The organism is Burkholderia sp. LMG 13014 (assembly GCF_905232215.1).
In the GTDB taxonomy this organism is placed as follows: domain Bacteria; phylum Pseudomonadota; class Gammaproteobacteria; order Burkholderiales; family Burkholderiaceae; genus Burkholderia.
The window spans coordinates 1-21,772 of the sequence record NZ_CAJNKE010000055.1; the positions used below are offsets into that span (position 1 = coordinate 1).

The window sequence follows — 21,772 nt, forward strand, 5'->3', positions numbered from 1 at the left end:
ACGGTGCCCGGAGAAGCCGCGCTGCGCCGCTGGTATGAAGCCGAGCTGGCCCGCATCGTGCCGCGGCTCGCCGAGCGGCATGCGCACGGCTTCGTGCGCGCGTGCCACGGCGACCTGCATCTCGAGAACATCGTCCGCTGGCGAAACCGCATCCTGATGTTCGACTGCATCGAGTTCGACGACACGCTGCGCTGGATCGACGTGGCGAGCGATCTCGCGTTTGCGCTGATGGACTATTCCGCCCGCGGGCGCACCGACTGCGCTCACCGTCTCCTGTCCGGATGGATCGCACGCACGGGCGACCATGCGGCACTGGGCGTGCTGCCGTGCTACTTCGTCTATCGCGCGCTGGTGCGTGCGATGACTGCGCGGCTGCGCGGCGACGAGGCGGCGCGCATCCGCTACCTGCGTGTTGCGTCGGACATGGCGCAGACGCGGCGCGATGCGCAACCCGTGCTGCTTCTGTGTCATGGCGTGTCCGGCTCGGGCAAATCGGTGGCCAGCCGCGAGCTGGCGGAACGGCTCGGCGCGATCAGGCTGTCCAGCGACGTCGAGCGCAAGCGCGATGCCTGCGCGCCGGAGCACACCCGGCTGCCTGCTGCCGCTTACTCGGATACGGCCATCGATGCGATCTACGAAAAACTGCAAGCGCAGGCCGGCGTGGTGCTCGCCAGCGGCTACACGGCGATCGTCGATGCGACGTTCCTGCACCGACACAACCGGGCGACCTTCATCTCGCTCGCCGCGCAGCTCGGCGTGCGCGTCGCGATTCTCGACTTCACCGCGAGCCACGCGACGCTCGCCGCGCGTGTCGCGGCCCGGGCCGCACGCGGGCGCGACGCATCCGACGCCGACACGGCCGTACTGGCCCGGCAGATCGAGCATGCCGACCCGCTGGATGGGTCCGAGGCCGCGATCGCGATCCGCTTCGAGACCGACTGCGATGTCGCGGCGTACGGAAGCCGTGCGTTCTGGGCGCCGTTGCTTGCCTCGCTCGTTCCACGGATGGCTTTCCCATCACCTGCGCCTTGATTCTGGCGAACCTCGCCGGATTCATTGTCGAAACGAGCGGCTGATTGCTCGTCGGTGGCCGCCTTCACGGACGGGGGCGCCTGCGGCAGCTTTCCATGTCTGGCAGTTGCTGACCTGCGGCAGGCTGCATGCCGGTCTCGCGCATGTCTCGTTCAACAAGTTCGGGCTCTACATGTTCGGGCCCGACGTCGAACGCGTGCTGGGACACGCGCGCAGCCTGTGCCGCGGCCGCCACGTGACGGGCACCTGAAAGCGCGACGCACGATCTTCGTTGACGAACTCACACGCCCGAGCGGTTTCATAGGCGTCGAGCTTCAAACGTATTTCGCCGCTCAATTTGGCATGCGCATCAGGCACTCGCGCAGACGCTTGACAAGCGCTGGATCATTGACGCAATCGACAGGCCGAATTCCGTCGAGTGCCGGCACATTCGAAACAATCCATTTTTTGGCCGATCTCGGGCCAGCCACCCAATAGATCGTGTAAGCAAGGTCAATGTGGCCGTTGAGATCCGCGGCCAACTCCTTGACTTCCGGGAGGTCGATGTATTGGACAAATAAACTGGAGAAATTTTCCCAGGATTCGTCGCCTCCGTAGTATTGCTCGAGTTCAATCATTGGAATCTTCCAAATGAAATTGGATGGGTACCAGACGAGTGACGGGCAAATGGCGCCAGAATCCATCGCATCCACTCTGGCTTGCCCAATCGCCTGATCGATAGGTGAAATCGCAACGATCCCCAGCGATGTCTTTCAGGGAGGCCGACACATCCCACTCTTCTCGAGCCCGCGACCGATGCCATGTCAGCCGCCAGCCGCTCTCGCCCCCTGCCGCAACAAGCGCGTTATATTCTCCTCCCAGGCAACGCAAAGCAACACGCGGCGCATTCACAGACGACATCCCGTCATCGCCGCCTTTCCGACGCGCTTCTTCACCCCGGGAGACCGAGAAAAATGGACCACGCGCAGTACTTCAGCCAAAGCTCGATTCAGGCCGCGAATCTTCGTCTGCACTATCTGACTCAGTTACTGCGTGAGCAGACCGGCTCGATCGTCCAGTACGGCATCCTTCGGGGCTTACCCATCGGCGTCAGCCACTGGGCGGAAGTCGCGGTGGGCGGCTACCTGCTCGGCACTTACGAGATTGCCGTTTGCGCGATTCTCGAAGCGCTCGGCTCGCCGGAAAAGGTGCTGGTCGACCTGGGGGCCGCCGACGGGATTTTCGGCATCGGCCTGGTCCGGAACAACGTCTTCGCCCGCAGCGTGTGTTTCGAAATGGACGAGCAGCGCCGCCAGGCCATCCAGCATCGCGCCGCGGAGATGGGGCTGGCGGACCGGGTCGCCGTGTTCGGCCAGGCCGATCGCAACCTGCCCGTCATCCTGGCGGAGCACGGCGGCGAGCCGGCCGAACGGGTCATCCTGTGCGATATCGAGGGCGCGGAGTTCGAGCTGTTCGACCACGCGCTGCTGGAACAGCTTTCCGGCAGCCACGTCATCATCGAAATCCATGATTTCCTGCTGGCCGACCCGGAGCAAGCCGCACGCGCGTTCGACGAATTGAGCCAGCGCGCCAGCGAGCATTTCCACGTGTACGAGATTCGCGACGGCTTGCGGGACATTCGCAACATCCCGCTGCTGCGCCACTGGTCGGACTGGGACGCGTGGCTCATGTGCGTCGAGGCGCGTTACCGGATGATGCGATGGATCTGGCTCGAGCCGAAAAGCCAGCCGCGGCGTTCCGGTCATGACATCGACCGGCTGATCCTCGACTATCAACGCCGGATTTTCACCGCCTGATGCATGTGAACGGGCGCGCATCGGAACACGGCGCGCCCGGTTGCCGGGACACCACACGTACCGCACGAGGATATCCGGCGCGATAGACACGCCGGCGCCCTCTTCTTAAGCGCGGCGATGATTTGCGCTGAAGCAAACCGAGCCGGGCATGCCGGCGGCCGAAATCGGCCACAACGCGCTGCTCGTGCCGACTCCGCAACCATCTGTTTGCACCGCGCAACGACCCTTGACGTCAGTCCTGCTCGTTGATGTTCGGATAGTCCTCGAACGTCTCCTTGATCAGACGGCGGAGCCAGACGTTGGCTGGATCGGTATTCAACCGCGAATGCCAATGCTGACGAAGGGCGAACGGCGGCAGTTCGACGGGCGGAGGCAACATCCTGACGGTACCCAGCTTCGAGAAGACCTTGCCGAGTTCCAGCGGAACCGTCGCGATGAGGTCGGGTTGCGCGTCGATCAGATGGGGCACGGCCAGGAAGTGCGGCGTGGTGAGAAAGATGTTCCTTCTGATGCCATAGGCGTCGAACGCACTGTCGTACGCTGCGCTGGCACGCCCCGTCAGCGAGACGACGATTTGCGGCATCGATTCGAATTGCGCACGCGTCAGTGTCTTGCCGATCTTCCGGTTTCGAGCACTCACCAGCGTCACGAACGAATGCATGAAGAGCTGCTGCTGATACAGCCCCTCCGGCGCGGCGTGAATCGAGCCAAGCGCCAAATCCGCTTCACCGGAGGACAGCATCCCTTCGATCTGTTCCAGCGGCCCCTGTACCGAGCGCAACGTACAATGCGGCGCGATCTTGCGCAGCCGGCGGATCAATGGCGGCAGAAAGACGAGCTCCCCCATGTCGGTCATGCAGAGCACGAAAGCACGCTGAGCAGTCAGCGGGTTGAAGCCGGCCTCGGCGACGACCTTTTCCCGAATCGATGCGATCACTTCCGAGATGGTGCCGCCCAATTGATCGCCCTTCGCCGTGGGCATCATGCCTTCCGCTGTCTTCACGAATAGCGGGTCTTCGAAGAATGTCCGAAGGCGGTTGAGCGCGTGACTCATCGCGCCCTGTGTCAGCCCGATATCCTGCGCCGCACGCGTCACACTCCGCTCGCGGAACAGGGCTTCGAACACGACCAGCAGATTCAGATCCAGGTCTCTGATATGCATGGTGTGCATTGTCTCCATTAATGGCATTAGCTTGACGCATCATCACGTCGATCCTATCTTGCAGTCAAGCGCCCGACGAGCCGGCGCAGACAAGAATTCAAGGAGACGAGCATGTTCATCCAGAACACGTGGTATGTGATCGCGTGGTCTCACGAAGTCGCATCCGACGCGCTCTTTTCACGCGTCGTCATTGGAAAACCGGTGGTGATGTATCGCAAGGATGACGGGGGCATCGTTGCCCTTGAAGACCGGTGTTGCCATCGTGGTGCACCGCTGTCCGTCGGCCGGCGCGAAGGCGATTGCGTGCGCTGCATGTATCACGGACTCAAGTTCGACAGCGCCGGTGTGTGCGTTGAAGCACCCGCCCAGCAGCGCATTCCGCCGCGCGCGAAAGTCAGGAGCTACCCCGTCGTCGAGCGGCATCGCTGGATCTGGATCTGGATGGGCGATCCCGCGCTTGCCGACCCGAACACCATTCCCGATACGCATTGGGTCGACGATCCTTCATGGCGCAGCCTGCCCGGGTACATTCACTATCACGTCAACTACCTGCTCATCTGCGACAACCTGCTCGACTTCTCGCATCTGCCCTTCGTTCATCCGACGACGCTCGGCGGCTCCGAGGATTACGCGAAAGTGCAGCCTAAGGTCGAGCGTATCGAAAACGGCGTGCGCATCACGCGCTGGGTGTTGAATACCGATCCGCCGCCGTTCGCGGTGGCCGTAAAGGGCTGGCCCGGAAAGGTGGATCGGTGGAATATCTACGACTTCACGCTGCCCGCCATTCTGCGCATGGACTCCGGCATGGCGCCGGCAGGCACGGGCGCGCACGACGGTGTGCGCGTCGATGCGGCTGAATTCCGCGGATGTCAGGCGCTGACGCCCGAAACGGAAAGTTCGACGCACTACTTCTTCGCGCATCCCCACAACTTTGCGATCGACAACCCTGATGTCACTCGCTCCGTTCACCAGTCCGTCGTCGATGCGTTCGATGAAGACCGGGACATCATTACGGCGCAGCAAAGGAACCTGGCACTCGACCCCGGCTTTGAAATGACGCCTTTCGGTATCGACTCGGCGCTTTCCCAGTTTCGCTGGGCCGTGAAAGCCCGTCTGGAAGAAGAATGCGAGGCCCGAGCACAGGCCGGAGCGGAGCGCTGACATGATCGAGATGAAAGTGACGGCGCTGCGGATCGAGGCCGAAGGAATCGTCGGTGTCGATTTGCGTCCCACTGACGGCGCGCCGCTTCCGCCGTTCGAACCGGGTGCGCATGTCGATGTTCATCTGCCCGATGGCAAGACGCGTCAGTACTCGTTGTGCAACGAGGCGTGGGACAGGTCGCGTTATTGCCTCGGGATCGGTCGATCCGCGACGTCGCGGGGCGGGTCGGCCTACGTTCATGAACGGCTGCGACTCGGCGACACGCTGATGATCGGCAAGCCGCGCGCGTTGTTCGGGTTGTCTCCGGTGGCGAAGCGACATCGGTTTATTGCAGGCGGCATCGGCATTACGCCAATACTCGCGATGATCCGCTGGTGCGTGCGTCACGAACTGCCGTGGGAACTCCACTATTGCGTTCGTTCGCGTGCACATGCGGGATGGATCGACGAACTGCGCTCGTTCGGTGGACCGGTTCATGTGTACGCCGATGACGAGAACGCAGGGTCTCTTCCGCACGACGTCGGCGCGACGATGCGCGATGTGCTTCCCGATGAGCATCTTTATTGTTGCGGACCCGCGGGTCTGATGGATGCCGTAGCGGCCCATGGCGCACAAGCGGCGCTCGCACCGGAGCGGCTTCACTTCGAGCGATTTGCTGCGCCCGCCCAAAGTGAGGATGTCGCGGAAAACGGATCGTTCTCTGTCGTGCTTGCCCGACAGGGTCTGCGATGCGTGGTCGAGCCTGACGAATCGATTCTCGAATGCCTCGAGCGCCACGGCGTACGTGCGGCGCATTCGTGTAGAGAGGGCCTGTGCCGGAGCTGCGAAGTGGCGCTCCTGTCGGGCCAGGCGGACCATCGCGACTACGTGCTTGGCGACGATGAGCAGAAGGCGAACCGATCGCTGATGATTTGTGTTTCGCGCGCCAGGTCCAGCGAGTTGGTGATCGATCTCTAGGCGTCGAAGCGCACTTTCAACTTCAACTGAATTTGGCTCACGCAATGACGTGCCCGTGCCCGGGTGCAGCCGCCGCGCACGTTCGCGGGCGGCGCTGAAGCGGCGCACGGGGCCTTCGCGTTCGCGTACAACTGCAGCAAAAGGAAGCCCCTCACCCTCAGCACAGACGCGGCGGCAGGCGTTGACGTTCCCGAACCTGCTTGTGTGCGTCGGCCGGTTCCGGCGCGGGTATGACTTCGCCCCTCCCCGCCTTGCCGCCAACAGGCTCCCGTCCTGATACCGCTTACTGAATATCCGAAGCGCCCAACGTGATCGAGACCATCGCGGGTGGCCTGCCGCTGCAGGCAGTTGCAGTCATCCGGGGCCACGCGATCCCGAGGCCGCGATGTCGCGGGGCGTGGGACTCACTACCCTGCGACGCGTGGCGCTGGCCGTTGCCACCGGGTTGAGGGGCCTACGCCGCCGGCTGATGCGCGGCATCACCCCGTCGTGCCATCGAGCCGCGGACGCAGCTGGCAGTAGTGTTCGGGCGTGGTGCCATGCAGCCGAAGGAAGGTGCGACGCAAGTTCTGTTCGTTGCCGAAACCGCATCTGCGCGCCACCTGCTTCAGGCTCGTGCCGGCATCATTCAATTCGCGCAACGCCGCTTCCATGCGCATGGCCTCCACCGCCTTGGCCGGCGTGTGGCCAGTCTGCCTGGTGTAGTGGCGTGCGAAAGTGCGCGGGGTCATGCCGGCCTGCTCGGCGAGCACCTCCACCCGCAGGTCCTCGTCGAGGTGATCCATGATCCAGGCATGGAGATGACTGAACTGCCGATCCGACGCGGCTTGACTGGACAGCGCGGCGGAAACCTGTGCGTGTTCCCCCGGTCGCTTGACGAACAGCAGCAGCGAGCGCGCCACGGCCATGGTCGTGGCGTGGCCCTGGTCTTCTTCCAGCAGCGCCAGGCCGAGATCCAGGCCCGCGGTGAAACCGCCCGAGGTCCAGAGCCCGTCGTCGTGCAGATAGACCCGGTCCGGCTCGACCCGCAACCGGGGGTAGCGCGTCTTCAACGCCTCGGTCGCCTGCCAGTGGGTGGTCACCCGCCGCTCGCCGATCAATCCGGCCTCGGCCAGCAGGAAGGTGCCGGTGCAGATGCCGCACAGGCGCCGCGCCTTCCGCCCCTCGCGGGCCAGCCATTCGACGACGTCCCGCGGTACCGGCGGCGCCTCCGGCGGGCCGCCGCCGGGCACCATCAACGTCTCGATCGATGCCGGGTCGATCGCCGACAGCGGCGTGGTGGCGATGGTCATGCCCGAGAAGCTCGTGATCGGCTGGCCGTGCACGGAGGCGACCACGACCCGATAGGCGCAGTTGTGCGGGCCCTGGTGAAACCTCGTGGCCACGGCAAAGACGTCGGCGGCACTGGAGATGTCCGAGGCGGTCACCTCGTCAAAGGCGAGGATGACGACGGTGCGCGGCGATGCCGTGTCGGCGGTCGGTTGGCGGGCAGCGGGAAAGGACAGGGTCATGGTAGCGGAGCGTTTGAGAGCCGACGACGGGCCGCGATCGAACCGCCGCAGTCCTGGCAGGATTTGACAGTCGATTGTCCGAAGCGTGAAGCGTGGGCTGCTTATTCTACCGACACCCTTCCCTCTCAACTCGTGCAGGAGCACTGGTCATGGAACACATCTTCATCGAATTCTGGAAATTCAAGGACAGCTGGAAGCACGCCGGCGTGGACGTTCGAACCCGGTACGTCGAAACCCTGCTGCCTGCGCTGCAGGACCTCCTCTCCGCGGGCATCGAGATCGTCGCCTGGGGCTACAACGATCCCGGCGTGGACCGCCGTGCCGACTACGACGCCTTCGGCGTATACCGCATGCCCAACCGGGCGCTGTTCGAGGAGTTTCAGAAGGCCGTTGCCGGTTCCGGCTGGTATGACTACTTCGAGCACGTCAACGCCGGCGGCACACAGGTGGCTCCGCCGGACATGCTCCGCCAGCACATCCAGCTCGTCATGCCCGGCACCGCCTCGGGCGCCGGCAACTGATCCCTGCTCCACCGGAGACCCAGCATGAAGATTCTCGCCGCCCTGTTCCCGGGCTTCACCGCCATCGACCTGATCGGTCCCACCAATACCTGGATGTTCATCCCGGGCGTCCAGATCCAGTTGGCGGCCGCAAAGGCCGGCCCGGTGGTCACCGACATCGGCCTGACGGTCAACGCCACGCACGACTTCGACAACTGCTTCCAGGAGCCCGATGTGCTGCTGGTTCCGGGTGGCGCGAGCGGTGTATTCGAAGCGCTGCAGGACGACCGCTTCATCGACCACGTAGCCCGCCTGGGGGCCAAGGCCGGCTGGGTGACCAGCGTGTGCAACGGCTCGCTGCTGCTGGGCGCGGCCGGCTTGCTGAAGGGCTACAAGGCCGGCTGCTACTGGTACTCGCGCGACTACCTGCGCAGGTTCGGTGCCGAGCCGGTCAATGAGCGCATCGTTGTCGATCGCAACCGTGCGACCGGCGGCGGCATGACCGCCGGAATCGATTTCGCGCTCGGCATGATCGGCCTCTGGGCCGGCGACTTCTCGGGGCAGCTGACCCAGCTGTGCATGGAGTACGCGCCGAAACCGCCGTACAACGCCGGCCTGCCCGAACTCGCGCCGCCGGAGGTGCTGGCGGCTGCCAACGAGATCCTGGCCAAGGAAATGCCCAACGCGGTAGTCGACGAGACCGCGAAGCGTCGCGGTTTCGGCGCCTGACGTCGCAAGCATCATCGGGTACCCGCCACGGGCCACATGTGATCAGAATCAGGAAGTGACACAACAGAGAGATCGCACCGCAACCGTGTGGCGTGACGCCCGACGCGCTGCCGCGTCCAATGGCGTCTCCGCGGGTATGCCAGCGGCGCTGATCATCCCGTGCTGGCTGAAAAGTTGCGTCGCGCCAGCCCCCACCGGACACGCGATACCCACGCCACGCACGCGCCCGCCCGCTCGCTCGCCCGTGGCGCGGAGCTGACCACCGTGCGGGACCACCTGCGCCACGCCTCTATCGCAACGACCTCGATCTGCCTTCAGAGCGACGCGGTAAAACGCTTCCGACAGATGGACGAGGCATTCGCAGCACCGTAACTGGATACCCACGCTACCGGGCTACCGTGGCTCACGGCTGCTGGCCGTGAGATGGTTGACGACGGAACCTGTTTCTGAATACTATGCGCGCATACTATTTCAAAAAAGGAGCAGGCATGTGGTCAGTTGAGGTTACAGGTGAATGTGCCGCGACACCGGCACAGGTCTTCAGCGTCCTGGCGGAGCCGGAGAAATGGTCGGAATGGAATAAAGGTGTCCTGAGAATCGAGATGAACGGGGCGTTCCAGGCAGGCACGACGGCGGTGATGGTTCTGCCGGATTCGACGAGATTGCCGTTCCGCTTCGCGTGGGTTGAGGCCGACAAGGGCTTCGAGGATGTCACTGAAGTTCCGGACGCCGGGGTGCTTGTTCGCGTTCGTCACGAACTGTCGCCGACCGAGCGCGGCACGCTGATCACGTATCGCTGCGAAGTCGACGGACCGGAGCCGGTAGCCGGGACGGTCGGTGAGGCTGTCACGTCCGACTTCGCAGATGTGATCGCTGCCCTTGGTTTGCGGGCGGAGCAGTTGGGTGAGTGAATCCCTTCAACCTGGCGACAGTCCCGGACTTCTCCTCTGGCGGGCGACGCTGGGCTGGCAGCGTCGTATTACAGCAGCGCTGAAGCCGTTGGGGCTCACGCACGTTCAATTCGTCCTGCTGACCAGTACCTGGTGGATTACACGTGTTGCCGGGGAGACGCCAAGTCAGCGCCGCATTGCCGAGCACGCCAATACAGACCCGATGATGACCTCGCAGGTCCTCCGCGTACTCGCCGAGCGGGAGTTGCTGACGCGAATGCCTGATCCATCGGATTCGCGAGCCTGGATCATCGACATCACACCCGGGGGCGCAGACCTCGCCGTTCGGGCGGTGAAGGTTGTTGAAGATGCAGATCGTGCCTTCTTTGAAGTCGTTGAGGACCAACAGGCGTTGATGGCCGTGCTAAAAGCGCTTGGTCGATGATTCCTGCCAATGCGACGTTGTGGCCTCGTGCCGCTGAACGTGCATTATTTTCCGTTTTCTCAAGCGCCCCTTTACCCGTCTTCGACTTTGCGCCGGCTCGATGTCACGCCATATGACGTCGAACCGCTCGCACCATGCGCGACGACGGCTGCGCGCATGGTGCGTCACGATATCGGCGCCCGCTATTCGCTGATCAACGCGCGCAACGCGAGCGACGCTTTTTGCTGCAACCCCGGCCGGCTCCAGTAACCCGGATCGAGCACGACCTGTTTCGCGCGATTGCCAGGTGCGGAATTGGTTTCCGCGAGCTGGGCCGCGGTGTAGTGGCCGCGCTCGAATACCCGCGTATTCACCGGCCCGTAATAAGGCATCACCGTGATCAGATTTGCCTGGACGGCCGGCGATACGATGTGCGCGAGCAATCGTTGCGCCGCAGCGGCATGACGTGCCCCTTTCGGGATGGCCATGCACGAATACGTCAGCAGCGCGCCGTTGTACGTGTATGCCACTGGCGCACCGTCGCGGATCAGCGGCGGCACGCGACTGCCCCAGATCTGCACCATGTCCGCCTCGCCGTCGCGCAGCAACTGCGTGACCTGCGCCCCCGACGTCCACCACGCGACCACCTGTGGCCGGATCCGTTTCAGCGCGGCGAGTGCGCGCGACTGGTCGAGCGGATAGAGTTTGTCCGGTGCGACGCCGTCGGCGAGCAGCGCAATCTCCATGGTTTCCTCCGGCGTCCCTTCCAGTGCACGCCTGCCAGGATATTTCGCCGTGTTCCAGAAGTCGGCCCAGGTTTGTGGTGGACGATCGCGGTACTTGTCGGTCCGGTATGCAAGCACGACCGACATGTAGTTCGTGCCGACCCAGTCTCGGCTCGTCGCATCGGCGGGTAGCCCGTCTTTCGGTACCTGCCGGTAATCTACCGCTTCGAACAGCCCTTCCGCGCTGCCGATCGAGCACTCGGTCGTGCCAAGCTGCACGAGATCCCACGCCGGCCTGCCGGAGCGGACCTGCAACCGGACCGGCGCGAGACCGTCGTGCGTTTCCTGCCGGAACCCGACACCCGCCTCCGAGGCGGCCGGCCCGATCAACGCTTTCACGATGTTCTTCTGATATTCGCCGCCGTAGCTCGCGAATGTGACCACATCCTGCGCCTGCGCGGACGCACACAGGGCCGCGGCAGCCATCGCGCCGCATGCGCATCGCGATGCCTGGCCTCCGAATCCGAACTTCTTTCGCATGACTTCTCCTCGCTGACGGGCCGGTACCGCACGCCTCCGCACCCGGGGTTGAACCGGCGAATTCAAACCGTTCCGAATCCGCGCAGAAAATGAACCAGATCGACCGGTAGCGACGGCGATACATATCCGCCCTCCTGCACGATCACCGTCGGCAGACCGGCTGCCGCGAGCCGCTGCCCGATCGCCGCGAACCCGCGATGCGACACCTGCATGCAGCGGAATGGATCGTTGACCGACGCGTCGAGACCCAGGGAAATCACGAGTGCTTCCGCGTCGGTCCCGGCCACGAACCGCATGCAACGCCCGGCGGCGTCCAGCCATGCGGAATCGCCGCTGCCTGGCGGCAGCGGAACGTTCAACGTCAGGCCCACACCTGCCCCGCTGCCGGTTTCGTCTGCGTAGCCGGCGTAGTACGGATACGTCGTCAGCGGGTCCGCATGCACCGATGCGAACGCGATGTCCGGCCGTGCGTAGAAGATCGCCTGCGTGCCGTTGCCGTGATGCACGTCGACGTCGACGATCGCGACGCGACCGAACGACTCGCGCAGCACACCGGCCGCGATCGCAGCGTTGTTCAGGTAGCAGAAGCCGCCTGCCATATCGCGATAGGCATGATGCCCGGGCGGGCGGCACAGCGCATAGGCGGCGCGCGCACCGCCGGCGACGAGCGTGGCGGCATGGATCGCCGTCTGCGCCGCCGCGTACGCCGCTTTCCACGTGCCGTCGAGCACCACACAGCCTGCATCGGCCATGTAGTAGCCGGCGCGCCCGAGCAGGTCGTCCGGGCGGCGATCCATGTAGCGATTTGGATGCAGGCTCGGCCTGACTTCCGGGCTGGCGCCGGGAATTCCCTGCCACTCGCGATGGCAATGCTCGATGAACGCGAGATAGTCGCTCGAATGGATCCGCAGCAACGGATCGCGTCCATAATCGTCCGGCTCGACGATCGGCGATCGCTCGGCATGCAACGCGTCGAGCAGCAGCGTCGCGCGCTCGGGCGTCTCGAAGTTGTCTTTCAGCACTCCGTAAACGAGCCGCGTCAACGGTCGATGCGCTTCCTGATCCGGGTGGTAGACAGCCAGCACGACTCCCCTCCTCTCCGGCCGCTCGCGCGGCCGCTGCGGCATCGACGGCACGTGCATGAACGATTCACACACTGCCGCCGACGCAATCGAACCTGCCGGCACGCGCCGGCGCGGCATTTGCCGAGCCGGCGCACGCGACGCTCAAAACTTGTGACGGATCCCGATCCGAGCCATCACCTGACGGTTGGTGGACGAAGGTCCGGCGGTATCCGGGTTCGCCGCGAATTCGAGACCGGTGCCGGCCACCGACGACGCGTTCGCGACGAGCACGTAGGCGACCTGCGTATAGATGTCGGTTCGCTTCGACAGGTTGTAGTCGGCCATCACACCGAACTGGTGATATTTCGGCGACGCGCTGTGTCCCGACGTGCCATCGAGCGTCGCACGCGTATAGGTGTACATGCCGCCCGCGTAGAAGGCCGGCGTGAACTGATACCTGACGTTGAATTCGATGTTGTCGAAGCGGATCGACGACGCGGCGCCGAGCGTCGGGCTGGCCGCGTAGTTCGCATATTGCGTGCCGGTCGGATTCGCAAGATCGGTCCGAATGAACGAGAGCCCGAGCGTGGTCGCATCGATCGTATAGTTCACGCCAGCCCCCCAGATCCGCTGGCGTCGTGCGGTCCAGCTGCCGTCCGGATTGCCGTTCGGCCCGATCGACACCGCGCCCGACGAGTCGGCGTTCGGATAGTCGATGTCGAGATATGCGGCACCGAGCGCGAGGGGGCCGTTCCGATACTGCGCGCCGGCGCTCACCGCACGATTGCGGCCGAATGACGTGCCATTGCTGAGCGCGATCAGTCCGCCGAAACTGAAACCACGGTAAGCGACGCTCGCATACTTGATCGCGTTGTTGAGCCGGAACGTATCGTCGGTGTTGTCGTTGTCGTACGGATGGGTGAACACGCCGCCGCCCCAGTTGCCGTTCGCGGTCAGCCCGGCCAGGTAGTCGGTGACCAAATCGTACTGGCGCCCGACCGTCAACGTGCCGAAGCGGGTGCTCGACAGTCCGACGAACGCCTGCCGCCCGAACGCACGGCCCTGCTGCCCGAGCCTGCCGGTGTTGACGTCGAAGCCCGATTCGAGCCTGAACACAGCCGACAGTCCATCGCCCAGATCCTCGCTACCCCTCATCCCCCAGCGGCCGCCCTGCACATCGCCGCTCGACATCGCGACGAGCCCCTTGCCGCCGACATTGTTGGTATAGTTCACGCCCTCGTCGATCAGCCCGTATAGCGTCACGCTGCCCTGTGCATGCGCGAGCCCCGTCACTACGATCCACCCGCCTGCTGCCATCACCCGCTTGCTCATTCCGGTCTCCTCTGAATTGAAATTGCGTGGTCCATCGGCTTGCACTACAGATTTGCAGTACTAATTAAAATACCCGGTTGCCAATGCAGGCCGGAGTCGAGCGACACCCTTCGCCGGATGACGCGAATCGTTCTTCGTTCAGGAAATGCGCCGGTCGCGGCGCACGAATCGGAAGTGTGCGGCCGGTCGACGGATTGACCGTCGGCCAGCCTGCGCAGTCACGTCAGCCGGAGGCACGCTCGTGTGCGCCGGGTTCGTCGTACCCCCCGGCCTCCTCGCGCTCCTGGTCGAGCATCGCGCGCGCCTGGTGGGTCAGTTTTTCGAGGATGCTGGGCAGGATGTCGCGCTCGGCTTTGGTCAGGCACGACAGCAACCGGGAATTGCGCTCGTCGGCCACCGGGAAGACCTCCGCGACCAGCGTGCGGCCCGCGTCGGTCAACGAAATCACGACACCGCGGCCGTCATGCTCGTCGGCCTCGCGTTCGACCAGTCCACGCTCCTCGAGCCCGCGTACGGTCCGGCTCGTCAGGCCGCGATCGAACTGCGCATGCTCGGCGAGACGATTCATCGAGATGCCGCGCCGCCCGTGCAGCAACGCGATGCAGCGCCATTCGTTCATCGTCAGGTTGAAGCGCCGTTCGTATGCGCTCGACGATCCCTTCGTGTAGATGTTGGTCAACTGGCGCAACTGGAACGACACCAGATCGCGCAAATCGCGCAGGCCCACCACGCTCGAATCCGGATGTTTCTGCCTGCTCTTTTTTTCCGACGTATTCACGTTCTGCTCCCGCCACGATGCCTGTCCGACGACAGGCGGAATTGCATGACAACGTCACACAGTCTACCAGAGCGTTACCCGCGGCCCGGCCCGCCGCAGCCGGCTGGACCGCGTCGCGCGTCAGGCCCGCGCCCGGCGCCGCCCGCCGACCCATTGCAGCGCGATCAGCGAGATCACCGAGATCGAGATCAGCAGCGTCGAGATCGCGGTGATCGTCGGATCCAGCTGATCGCGGATGTCCTCGAACATCAACCGCGTCAGCGTCGCGTTTTCGCCGCCGGACACGAACAGCGCGATCACGACCTCGTCGAACGACGTCATGAACGCGAAGAATCCCGCGGCGTAGATCGACAGCCGGATCTGCGGCAACGTGACGGTCAGGAACGCGGTCAGCCTGGACGCGCCAAGACTGCGCGCGACGAGTTCCTGGTTCGCGTCGTAGGTCTCGAGACCGCCGTTGACCGAAATCACGACGAACGGCAACGCAAGCATCGTATGCGCGATGATCAGGCCGGTCAGCGTGTTGTTCAGGTCGGCGCGCACGTAGACGAAGAACGTGCCGATCGCGACCAGGATCAGCGGCACCATCATCGGCAGCATCAGCACGGTGCGCAGCCGTTTCGCCCAGCGGCTCTCGATTGCGCGCAGCCCGTAGGCCGCCGCCGTGCCGGCGATCACCGCTGCGAGGGTCGCCGATACCGCGACGCGCAGCGACACGCCGGTCGCCGCCCGCCATTCGTGCGACGAGAAATACGCGTGATACCAGCGGAACCCCCAGACGCGCGGTGGAAACTCCAGGAAACTCGCGTTCGAGAACGACATCGGTACGACGATCGCGCACGGCACGATCAGGAACAGCATCACGACCGCGCAGAACGCGTACAGCCAGAGCCGTTGCGCATGCGTGATCTGGGTGTCGGTGGCATAGCCGAACATGTCATTTCCCTCCATACATGCGTTCGATCCCGAACAGCCTGCCGATCGCGGCAAGCACGACCATCGTCAGAATCACGAGCACGATGCCGAGTGCGCTCGCCGCCCCCGGATCGCCGGACATCGCGACGTCCGACTGGATCTGCATCGACAGCATGTTCACGCGGCCGCCGCCGAGCAGCGCGGGCGTCACGTAGAAACCGAGGCACAGCACGAACACCAGCACGATGCCGGCCGACAGCCCCGGCACGGTCATCGGGAAGTACGCCTGCCAGAACGACTGTACCGGCGTGGCGCCGCAATTCGCCGCGGCCCGCATGTACACCGGGTCGATCGCCTTCATCGCGCCGTACAGCGGCAGCACCAGGCATGGCAGCATCACATGGGTCATGCCGATCGCGGTGCCGGTGAAGTTGTTGACGAGCTGCAGCGGATGATCGATCAGGCCGGTACTCGTCAGCCACGTGTTGATCAGCCCGGTGCGTTGCAGCAGGACCATCCAGGCGTAGGTCCGCACGAGCGTCGAGGTCCAGAACGGCAGCACGACGAACACCATGCAGATCGATGCGATGCGCGCCGGCAGTTGCGATAGCAGGTAGGCAAGCGGATAGCCGAGCAGCAGCACGAGCGCCGTTACGAGCGCCGACATCTCGAACGTCGACACGAACGCGTGGCGGTACACCGGCGTCAGCAGACGTGTGTAGTTCGACAGCGTCAGCATGCCGGACAGGTCGAACAGCGACTGCCAGCCGAGCCAGAGGATCGGCGCGACCAGCACCACCAGCACGACCAGCAGCGCCGGCACCATCAGCGCGCCGAGACGTAGCTGCTCGACGAGGCGGCTGCGCGCGAGCGCGGCCTGGTTCTCGGCGCCGCCGGCCCCGGCCGGCATCGGATGCATCATCACGGTAGCGTCTTTCATGGTCAGTCCCGTACCACCACGGTGTCTTCCGCGCGTACCCCGACCGTGATCCGGTCGCCCGGCTCCAGCCGGCGCGCGCCGCCGTCGGCGCCGCCCGTGCCGCGGCGGATCATGATCTCGTGCCCGTGCGGCAGATCGACATAGAACAGATGCGAATCGCCCTGATATATGCGCTGGCGCACGATGCCCGGCAGGCAGTTCAGCTCCGGCGCCGGCGCGTCGAGCAGGATCGCGCGATCCGGACGCAGCGCGAGCCACGGCCGGCCGACGCCGTCCGGAATCGGCCCCCGGGTCCGGAACGGTTGGCCGAACGCGGAGAATTCGCCGCGCTGCTCGTCGAGCGGCACGAACGCCGTCTCGCCGATGAAATCGGCGACGAACTTGCTCGCCGGCCGTTCGTAGATCGTGTCGGGCGTATCGAACTGCACGAGCTGCCCTTTGTTGATGATCGCGATGCGGTCCGACATCGTCAGTGCTTCGGTCTGATCGTGCGTCACGTAGATGGTCGTCATCCCGAGCTGTTCGTGCAGCCGGCGGATCTCGATCTGCATGTGCTCGCGCAACTGCTTGTCGAGCGCCGACAGCGGTTCGTCCATCAACATGATGTCCGGCTCGAACACGATTGCGCGGGCCAGCGCGACACGCTGGCGCTGACCGCCGGACAGGTGCGCGATGTTGCGCCCGCCGAGATCGTCGAGCCGCACGACCGATAGCGCATGCCGGACCTTCTCGGCGATCCGGGCGCGGTCCATCTTGCGCAGCCGCAGCGGATACGCGACATTCTGCGCGACCGTCATGTGCGGAAACAGCGCGTAATTCTGAAACACCATGCCGATGCCGCGCCGGTGGGGCGGCTTCAGCAGCAGTTCGTCGCCGCCTGCCTTGACGCTGCCGGATGTGGCCCGGACGAATCCGGCGAGCACCATCAGCAACGTGGTCTTGCCCGATCCGGACGGTCCGAGCAACGTGACGAACTCGCCCGCGCTGATGTCGAGCGACACGTCGCGCAGCGCCGTGAAGTTCTCGTAGGTCTTGCAGACATTCCTGATCGACACTTGCGATGCCATTTCAACCTCGCTCAAAAGCCGCCGTGCGGCATGCCGTTACCGGCTGATCAGCGCGCGCAGCGCCTCGTTGCCTTGCTGCAAGTTCTGGTTTTGTCCCCAGTACGCACCGTTCATCTGCACCTGCATTGTTCGATTGCGCGGCGACGAATTCGCTTTCGCGAGCACGTCCGGGGAGAACTTGCGCACGTCGAACGCCCTCATGTTCACCGGCCCGTAGAACGGCATCACCTCGGGAATATTGGCCTGGATCGGTGGCGTCATCACGTCGGCGATCACTTTGCGGGCTTCGGCCACGTGCTTCGCACCCTTTGGAATCGCAAGGCACGCATACGCGAGCAGCCCCTGGTTGAACGTGAAGGCAACGGGTGCGCCGGAGTCGATCACCGGCGCGATCCGGCTGCCCCAGATCGCTTCCATGTCAACCTCGCCGTCACGCAGCAATTGCGCGGACTGCGCGCCGCTCGTCCACCATGCGGCGACGTCCGGCTTCAGCCGTCCGAGCGCCGCGAGCGCGCGCTTCTGGTCCAGCGGATAGAGCTTGTCCGGGCTCACGCCGTCGCCGAGCAGCGCGACTTCCATCGTTTCCTGCGGCTGCAGCGCCAACGCACGGCGTCCCGGGAATTTCTTCACGTCCCAGAAGTCAGCCCAGGTCTTCGGTGGGTTGTTCTTGTATTTGTCGGTGCGATACGCGAGTACGACCGAGTAGTAGTTGCTCGCGATCCAGTCGTCCGCGCGCGCGGTGGCCGGGATGCCGTCGACGTTGATCAGCTTGTAATCGAGCTTCTCGAACAGCCCCTGCGCGCTGCCGGTCGCGCACTCTTCCGCGCCGAGCTGCACGATGTCCCACGCCGGGCGCCCCGATGACACCTGCATGCGCACCGTCGCGAGACCGTCGTGACTCTCGGTGCGCAGCGTGACGTCGTTCTTGTCGGCGGCCGGCCGGATCAACGCCTTCACGATGTTCTTCTGATAATCGCCGCCGTAACCGGCGAACGTGACGCTGCCGGCCGCCCGGGCAGGCACGTTCACGCAGAGCAGCGCGACCGCTGCGAGCGCGGCCGCCCGGCCGCGTGACTTGATGCACGTGTGACTCATGTCTCCTTCTCCGTTCTGCATGGTGTTGTGACCGGCCGCGTTCCGCCCGCACCCAAGGCGCGGACGGTGCCGTCGCGGCATGGGCAGCCAGCCGTCGCTCAGCGTGACGCGGCGGCCTGGTCGAGCGCCGTGTCGAGGCGCTCGAACAGCAGGTCGATCTCGGCTTCGGTGATGATCACGGGCGGTGCGATGCAGATCGCGTCGCCAAGCGGGCGCACGTTCAGCAGCGCGTCCTGCGCGCGGGCGGACACCGTCGCCGCCATCTTCCGCTCCGCCGGGAACGGTGCGCGGGTCGTCTTGTCGGCGACCAATTCGAGCGCCCCCATCAGCCCGAGGCCGCGCGCCTCGCCGACGAGCGGATGGTCGGCGCGCTTGCGCAGCGCGCGCTGGAAGTAATCGCCGACGCGCTTCGCGTGGCCGATCACGTCACGCTCACGGTAGATGTCGAACACCTCGTTCGCGACTGCCGCGCACACCGGATGGCCGCCATACGTGTAGCCGTGGCCGAACAGGCCGATCTTCGCGGTCTGTTCCTTCAGCACCGCATAGACGCGCTCGTTGATCAGCAGCGCCGAAATCGGCAGATAGGCGGACGACAGCCCTTTCGCGCTGACCAGCATGTCCGGCTGCAGCGCGTAGGCGTCGGCGCCCCACCAGTGACCGGTGCGGCCCATCCCGCAGATCACCTCGTCGACGATGAACAGCACGTCGTACTTGCGCAGCACCGCCTGCACACGCTCGAAGTAGCCGCGCGGCGGGACCACGACGCCGCCCGTGCCCATCACCGGCTCGGCAATGAAGCCGCCAACGGTGTCCGGGCCTTCGCGCAGGATCGTCTGTTCGAGCTCGTCGGCGAGCCGCGCGGCGTAATCGTCCTCGGTCTCGCCAGGTTCGGCGCCGCGATAGAAATGCGGGCAGGCAACGTGCACGATGCCCGGAATCGGCAGATTGAAGTCGCGGTGAATGTGCGGCAAACCCGTCAGGCTGCCGGTCGCGACCGACGTGCCGTGATACGAGCGCTGGCGGCTGACGATCTTGCGCTTGTCGGGCTTGCCGATGCCGTGGTGGTAGTACCAGACCAGCTTCATCGCGGTGTCGTTCGCCTCCGAGCCGGAGCTCTGGAACAGCACTTTCGACATCGGTGCCGGCGCATGACGAATCAGGTTCTCCGCGAGCGCGATCGCCGGTTCCGTCGCCTTGTTGGCGAAATTCTGGTAGTACGGCAACCGTGCGAACTGGCGAGCAGCGGCGTCGGCCAGCCGCGGCTCGCTGAAGCCGAGGTTCGTGCACCAGAGCCCCGACATGCCTTCGAGGTATTCCCGGCCCGACTCGTCGGTCACGAAGATGCCCCGGCCCGATGCGATCACCATCGGCCCCGACGACTCGTGCGCGCCGAAATTGGTGTGCGGATGGATCTGATACGCGACATCGCGTGACCGCAGCGAAGTGTGTTCCATGGTAGCTGTCTACCTCGAAAGAATGAATGGGTGAAAGAAGCGGGCCGCGCTTGCAGTCGGCGGCATCGTCTGAAATTCAGATTAAGTGACCATGTCACGCATGTCAAACAATCAAAAACAAATCGAACGTCGTGATTTACCCTCGGTGGCGCAGCCTCTTTCGACTGCTTGCAGCGCTGCGCACCAAGGGCGATGCGACGTTTTTTAGACCAATTTCACTATCAATAGCGATGTGAATTCTGTTTTAACGCGAACGGAGACGACTTCGCCGAGGCGTCGGAGAAGCACCGGCCATCGATGTCCCTGTCGAACGAATACGGCAATTTATTTGTGACTTAGTCAACATGAATAAAGGTGCGACCCGGTCGCTCCAGCGCCATGCGCTGCTGCCGGCCGTTCCAGGTTCATCGCCCGCCTCCGTTCTTTTGCGTGTGCCTGGTCGTCGCGCGCACCCGCGCGGATCGATCAGAGGTCGAGTTGCGATACGTATTTCAGGTTGAGGTACGCATCGAGCGCCTCGGCGCCGCCTTCGGTGCCGTAGCCGCTGTCCTTGACGCCGCCGAACGGAACCTCGGGGAACGCGATCGCGATCTGGTTGAGCGTGATCATGCCGCTCTCGACTTCGTCGACGACGCGATGCGAAGTGCGTGCCGAGCGCGTGTACGCGAATGCGCAGAGCCCGTACGGCAGCCGGTTCGCTTCGGCGATCATCGCGTCGATCGTGTCGTACGCGTTCAGCACCGCGATCGGCCCGAACGGCTCCTCGTTCATGATGCGCGCGGCGGGGCTCGCGCCGGTCAGCACCGTCGGCGCAAAGAAGTAGCCGCGCGCGCCGAGACGCGCACCGCCCGCGCGCAGCGTCGCGCCGTTCGACACGGCGTCGCCGACAAGACGCTCGAGCGCATCCAGCCGGCGCGCGTTCGCCAGCGGCCCCATCGTCGTGCTCTCCTCCAGGCCGTCGCCGATTCGCGCCCGGCCGATTGCGTCGACGAACGCGTCGGCGAAGCGCGCGAACACGCCGCGCTGGACGATGAAGCGGGTCGGCGACGTACAGACCTGCCCCGCGTTGCGCAGCTTGAACGCGGCGAGCTGCGCGGCGGCCGTTTCGACGTCGGCATCGTCGAACACCAGCACCGGGCCGTGCCCGCCCAGCTCCATCGTCACCTTCTTCATATGCTGGCCCGCAAGCGCGGCCAGTTGCTTGCCGACGACGGTCGAGCCCGTGAACGACACCTTGCGAATCACCGGATGCGGAATCAGATACGACGAAATCGCGGCTGGATCGCCGTACACGAGATTGATCACACCCGCCGGAACGCCTGCATCCGCGAACGCGCGCACTAGCGCGGCCGGCGCGGCAGGCGTTTCTTCCGGCGCCTTCACGACGATCGAGCAGCCGGCGGCGAGCGCGGCGGACAGCTTGCGCACCACCTGGTTGATCGGGAAATTCCACGGAGCGAACGCGGCGACTGGCCCGACCGGCTCCTTGATCACCATCTGGTACGAGCCGGGAATCCGCGACGGCACGAGCTTGCCGTACGCGCGACGGCCCTCGTCCGCGAACCAGTCGATCAGATCGGCCCCCGACATCGCTTCGCCCGTTGCCTCGGCGAGCGGCTTGCCCTGCTCGAGCGTCATCAGCCGCGCGATGTCGGGCGCGCGCTCGCGCAGCAATTGCGCGGCGCGGCGCATGATG

Annotated in this window: 22 protein-coding genes and 1 pseudogene; 10 read left to right on the top strand and 13 right to left on the bottom strand. The window is 64.7% G+C overall.

Annotated elements, in window-relative coordinates:
• Both JYJ84_RS09730 and JYJ84_RS38495 read left to right on the top strand, forming a co-directional pair.
• Positions 1-1,032, top strand: a 1,032-nt coding sequence (locus tag JYJ84_RS09730; protein WP_205189174.1) for a bifunctional aminoglycoside phosphotransferase/ATP-binding protein, incomplete at its 5' end; no start/stop codon positions are given.
• A gap of 106 nt (positions 1,033-1,138) precedes the next feature.
• Positions 1,139-1,282, top strand: coding sequence for a rhomboid family intramembrane serine protease (locus tag JYJ84_RS38495; RefSeq protein WP_236027338.1), 144 nt, complete (start codon positions 1,139-1,141; stop codon positions 1,280-1,282).
• Between the two features lie 82 nt (positions 1,283-1,364).
• Here JYJ84_RS38495 and JYJ84_RS09740 read toward each other — a convergent pair whose 3' ends face one another.
• Positions 1,365-1,649: a hypothetical protein gene (locus tag JYJ84_RS09740; protein ID WP_174957268.1), complete on the bottom strand. Its 285-nt coding sequence runs from the start codon at positions 1,647-1,649 to the stop codon at positions 1,365-1,367.
• Between the two features lie 336 nt (positions 1,650-1,985).
• Between JYJ84_RS09740 and JYJ84_RS09745 the strand changes: the two genes are divergently transcribed.
• Positions 1,986-2,828, top strand: a complete 843-nt coding sequence (locus tag JYJ84_RS09745; RefSeq protein ID WP_122949838.1) for a hypothetical protein — start codon at positions 1,986-1,988, stop codon at positions 2,826-2,828.
• 232 nt (positions 2,829-3,060) lie between these two features.
• Here JYJ84_RS09745 and JYJ84_RS09750 read toward each other — a convergent pair whose 3' ends face one another.
• A complete protein-coding gene (locus JYJ84_RS09750) occupies positions 3,061-3,990 on the bottom strand; it encodes a LysR family transcriptional regulator (protein ID WP_175220456.1) in 930 nt (309 codons plus the stop codon).
• Positions 3,991-4,101: 111 nt separating this feature from the next.
• On the opposite strand from JYJ84_RS09750, the gene JYJ84_RS09755 reads away from it, so the two are divergent.
• Positions 4,102-5,151, top strand: a complete 1,050-nt coding sequence (locus JYJ84_RS09755) for an aromatic ring-hydroxylating dioxygenase subunit alpha (RefSeq protein ID WP_175220458.1) — start codon at positions 4,102-4,104, stop codon at positions 5,149-5,151.
• Position 5,152: 1 nt separating this feature from the next.
• A complete protein-coding gene (locus tag JYJ84_RS09760) occupies positions 5,153-6,109 on the top strand; it encodes a PDR/VanB family oxidoreductase (RefSeq protein WP_175220460.1) in 957 nt (318 codons plus the stop codon).
• A 479-nt stretch (positions 6,110-6,588) separates the two neighbouring features.
• On the opposite strand, the gene JYJ84_RS09765 is transcribed toward JYJ84_RS09760, so the two are convergent.
• Complete coding sequence (locus JYJ84_RS09765; protein WP_175220462.1) at positions 6,589-7,620, bottom strand: GlxA family transcriptional regulator; 1,032 nt, start codon at positions 7,618-7,620, stop codon at positions 6,589-6,591.
• A gap of 149 nt (positions 7,621-7,769) precedes the next feature.
• On the opposite strand from JYJ84_RS09765, the gene JYJ84_RS09770 reads away from it, so the two are divergent.
• The 5 genes and pseudogenes from JYJ84_RS09770 to JYJ84_RS09785 all read left to right on the top strand — a co-directional run bounded on the left by JYJ84_RS09770 (position 7,770) and on the right by JYJ84_RS09785 (position 10,184).
• Positions 7,770-8,141, top strand: a complete 372-nt coding sequence (locus tag JYJ84_RS09770) for a DUF6616 family protein (protein WP_175220464.1) — start codon at positions 7,770-7,772, stop codon at positions 8,139-8,141.
• A gap of 24 nt (positions 8,142-8,165) precedes the next feature.
• The gene (locus JYJ84_RS09775; protein WP_175220466.1) at positions 8,166-8,849 is read left to right on the top strand and encodes a DJ-1/PfpI family protein; all 684 of its coding nucleotides are present in this window, start codon (positions 8,166-8,168) and stop codon (positions 8,847-8,849) included.
• A 147-nt stretch (positions 8,850-8,996) separates the two neighbouring features.
• Positions 8,997-9,221, top strand: a pseudogene (locus tag JYJ84_RS37670) (integrase); the annotation flags it as partial.
• Positions 9,222-9,337: 116 nt separating this feature from the next.
• Entirely contained in the window at positions 9,338-9,760 is a 423-nt protein-coding gene (locus JYJ84_RS09780; RefSeq protein WP_175220468.1) for an SRPBCC family protein, read from the top strand.
• A complete protein-coding gene (locus JYJ84_RS09785) occupies positions 9,753-10,184 on the top strand; it encodes a MarR family winged helix-turn-helix transcriptional regulator (protein WP_122949829.1) in 432 nt (143 codons plus the stop codon). The genes JYJ84_RS09780 and JYJ84_RS09785 overlap by 8 nt, the downstream gene beginning before the upstream one ends.
• A gap of 182 nt (positions 10,185-10,366) precedes the next feature.
• On the opposite strand, the gene JYJ84_RS09790 is transcribed toward JYJ84_RS09785, so the two are convergent.
• The 10 genes from JYJ84_RS09790 to JYJ84_RS09835 form a co-directional block, all read right to left on the bottom strand.
• Positions 10,367-11,428 carry an ABC transporter substrate-binding protein gene (locus JYJ84_RS09790; RefSeq protein WP_175220470.1) on the bottom strand — a complete coding sequence of 354 codons (1,062 nt, stop codon included), beginning with the start codon at positions 11,426-11,428 and terminating at the stop codon, positions 10,367-10,369.
• Between the two features lie 62 nt (positions 11,429-11,490).
• Entirely contained in the window at positions 11,491-12,513 is a 1,023-nt protein-coding gene (locus JYJ84_RS09795; RefSeq protein ID WP_175220472.1) for a histone deacetylase family protein, read from the bottom strand.
• 141 nt (positions 12,514-12,654) lie between these two features.
• Positions 12,655-13,824 (bottom strand): porin, encoded by a 1,170-nt coding sequence (locus JYJ84_RS09800; protein WP_175220474.1) that lies wholly within the window; start codon positions 13,822-13,824, stop codon positions 12,655-12,657.
• Between the two features lie 223 nt (positions 13,825-14,047).
• Positions 14,048-14,602 (bottom strand): MarR family winged helix-turn-helix transcriptional regulator, encoded by a 555-nt coding sequence (locus tag JYJ84_RS09805; RefSeq protein ID WP_175220476.1) that lies wholly within the window; start codon positions 14,600-14,602, stop codon positions 14,048-14,050.
• A 120-nt stretch (positions 14,603-14,722) separates the two neighbouring features.
• Positions 14,723-15,538, bottom strand: a complete 816-nt coding sequence (locus JYJ84_RS09810; protein ID WP_175220478.1) for an ABC transporter permease — start codon at positions 15,536-15,538, stop codon at positions 14,723-14,725.
• A gap of 1 nt (position 15,539) precedes the next feature.
• Positions 15,540-16,457, bottom strand: coding sequence for an ABC transporter permease (locus JYJ84_RS09815; RefSeq protein WP_205185668.1), 918 nt, complete (start codon positions 16,455-16,457; stop codon positions 15,540-15,542).
• Positions 16,458-16,459: 2 nt separating this feature from the next.
• A complete protein-coding gene (locus JYJ84_RS09820; RefSeq protein WP_175220480.1) occupies positions 16,460-17,524 on the bottom strand; it encodes an ABC transporter ATP-binding protein in 1,065 nt (354 codons plus the stop codon).
• 36 nt (positions 17,525-17,560) lie between these two features.
• Positions 17,561-18,619 (bottom strand): ABC transporter substrate-binding protein, encoded by a 1,059-nt coding sequence (locus JYJ84_RS09825; RefSeq protein ID WP_175220483.1) that lies wholly within the window; start codon positions 18,617-18,619, stop codon positions 17,561-17,563.
• Positions 18,620-18,717: 98 nt separating this feature from the next.
• On the bottom strand, positions 18,718-20,076 hold the full coding sequence (locus JYJ84_RS09830; protein WP_175220484.1) for an aminotransferase: 1,359 nt from the start codon (positions 20,074-20,076) through the stop codon (positions 18,718-18,720).
• Positions 20,077-20,541: 465 nt separating this feature from the next.
• Positions 20,542-21,772, bottom strand: a 1,231-nt coding sequence (locus JYJ84_RS09835; protein ID WP_205189175.1) for an NAD-dependent succinate-semialdehyde dehydrogenase, incomplete at its 5' end; no start/stop codon positions are given.

Coding starts and splice junctions, on each gene's coding strand:
- JYJ84_RS09740 (WP_174957268.1), bottom strand. CDS start 1,649: ATGATTGAACTCGAGCAATACTACGGAGGCGACGAATCCTGGGAAAAT.
- JYJ84_RS09745 (WP_122949838.1), top strand. CDS start 1,986: ATGGACCACGCGCAGTACTTCAGCCAAAGCTCGATTCAGGCCGCGAAT.
- JYJ84_RS09750 (WP_175220456.1), bottom strand. CDS start 3,990: ATGCATATCAGAGACCTGGATCTGAATCTGCTGGTCGTGTTCGAAGCC.
- JYJ84_RS09755 (WP_175220458.1), top strand. CDS start 4,102: ATGTTCATCCAGAACACGTGGTATGTGATCGCGTGGTCTCACGAAGTC.
- JYJ84_RS09760 (WP_175220460.1), top strand. CDS start 5,153: ATGATCGAGATGAAAGTGACGGCGCTGCGGATCGAGGCCGAAGGAATC.
- JYJ84_RS09765 (WP_175220462.1), bottom strand. CDS start 7,620: ATGACCCTGTCCTTTCCCGCTGCCCGCCAACCGACCGCCGACACGGCA.
- JYJ84_RS09770 (WP_175220464.1), top strand. CDS start 7,770: ATGGAACACATCTTCATCGAATTCTGGAAATTCAAGGACAGCTGGAAG.
- JYJ84_RS09775 (WP_175220466.1), top strand. CDS start 8,166: ATGAAGATTCTCGCCGCCCTGTTCCCGGGCTTCACCGCCATCGACCTG.
- JYJ84_RS09780 (WP_175220468.1), top strand. CDS start 9,338: ATGTGGTCAGTTGAGGTTACAGGTGAATGTGCCGCGACACCGGCACAG.
- JYJ84_RS09790 (WP_175220470.1), bottom strand. CDS start 11,428: ATGCGAAAGAAGTTCGGATTCGGAGGCCAGGCATCGCGATGCGCATGC.
- JYJ84_RS09800 (WP_175220474.1), bottom strand. CDS start 13,824: ATGAGCAAGCGGGTGATGGCAGCAGGCGGGTGGATCGTAGTGACGGGG.
- JYJ84_RS09810 (WP_175220478.1), bottom strand. CDS start 15,538: ATGTTCGGCTATGCCACCGACACCCAGATCACGCATGCGCAACGGCTC.
- JYJ84_RS09815 (WP_205185668.1), bottom strand. CDS start 16,457: ATGAAAGACGCTACCGTGATGATGCATCCGATGCCGGCCGGGGCCGGC.
- JYJ84_RS09820 (WP_175220480.1), bottom strand. CDS start 17,524: ATGGCATCGCAAGTGTCGATCAGGAATGTCTGCAAGACCTACGAGAAC.
- JYJ84_RS09825 (WP_175220483.1), bottom strand. CDS start 18,619: ATGAGTCACACGTGCATCAAGTCACGCGGCCGGGCGGCCGCGCTCGCA.
- JYJ84_RS09830 (WP_175220484.1), bottom strand. CDS start 20,076: ATGGAACACACTTCGCTGCGGTCACGCGATGTCGCGTATCAGATCCAT.